1 protein-coding gene is annotated in these 983 nt (G+C 45.3%); it reads right to left on the minus strand.

Going from position 1 to position 983, the window contains the following annotated elements:
• Window positions 1-51: 51 nt before the first annotated feature.
• Window positions 52-983: glycoside hydrolase family 53 protein (locus ACYVRH_RS13315; protein ID WP_461257379.1), on the minus strand; the 932-nt coding region annotated here is incomplete at its 5' end.

Genomic DNA, 983 nt, shown 5'->3' on the forward strand with positions numbered 1-983 from the left:
CGGCCTTTTTCATTTATCCCCCTAACAAAAATAATTAATACCTTTTGCCTGTTAACGCAGTTCATCCAATTCGTTAATCGCCGGCAATAAATTCCCTTTATAATCAAACAGGCATTGATTCGCCCATTCGTTTCCCCCCGCTTTGTGTTCCTCACCAATGTACTTGCGCGCGGCCTCGGTCGCCCATGTTGACCCGTCCACCGGAAGCCAAGCGGGTTCCCAATAGTACAGGCCTTTACAGCGTTTAATGCTTTTTACCATTTTTACCATATCGCGCAAAAAATTACACTGCCCTTCTACGTTGTACGGATACGGCAAAGGACTGCCGTCCAATAAAGTTGTTCCGTTAACGGCAAGCGAAATGCCGGGATTGTCGGCATAATGCTCATTGGTAAACGGGTAAGCGGTTTCCATAACCATTACATCCTTACTATAACGCGCGGAAATATCTTCCAAATTATCCTTTATCTTCCTCATTGCTCCGTGCCAATGCGGATAGTATGTAATTCCAATAATATCGTAATCAACGCCCGCCGCCGTAACCGCGTCAAACCATTGGCGGTATCTTTCGTTATCGTATGACCGTTCAAGATGAAGAATTATTTTGACGTTTCCGCTTTCACGCGCCGCAGTAACGCCCGCTTTTAACAGGCGCGTCATATTACCGTAACTTACAGGAGCGCCTGTAACTTTATCGTAATCCACCTTGCCGGCAGGCCAAAGCAAACCATTGGTAATCTCATTTCCTATTTGCACATAACTCGGATAGAGCGCCTCATTTTTACAGCGGACTAAAGTCTCTTTTGTATATTCATAAACTGCCCTTTCCATTTGCTCAATGGTAAAACCTTGCCATGCTTTTGGAATAAGCTGTCTTGCGGGATCAGCCCAAAAGTCAGAATAGTGAAAATCCAATACCCAATTCATTCCGTTATTAACAGCGCGGCGCGCCGTTAGTAAAACGGTTTCTATATCCCAGCCGC

It is taken from the genome of Treponema sp. R80B11-R83G3, from assembly GCF_054786115.1.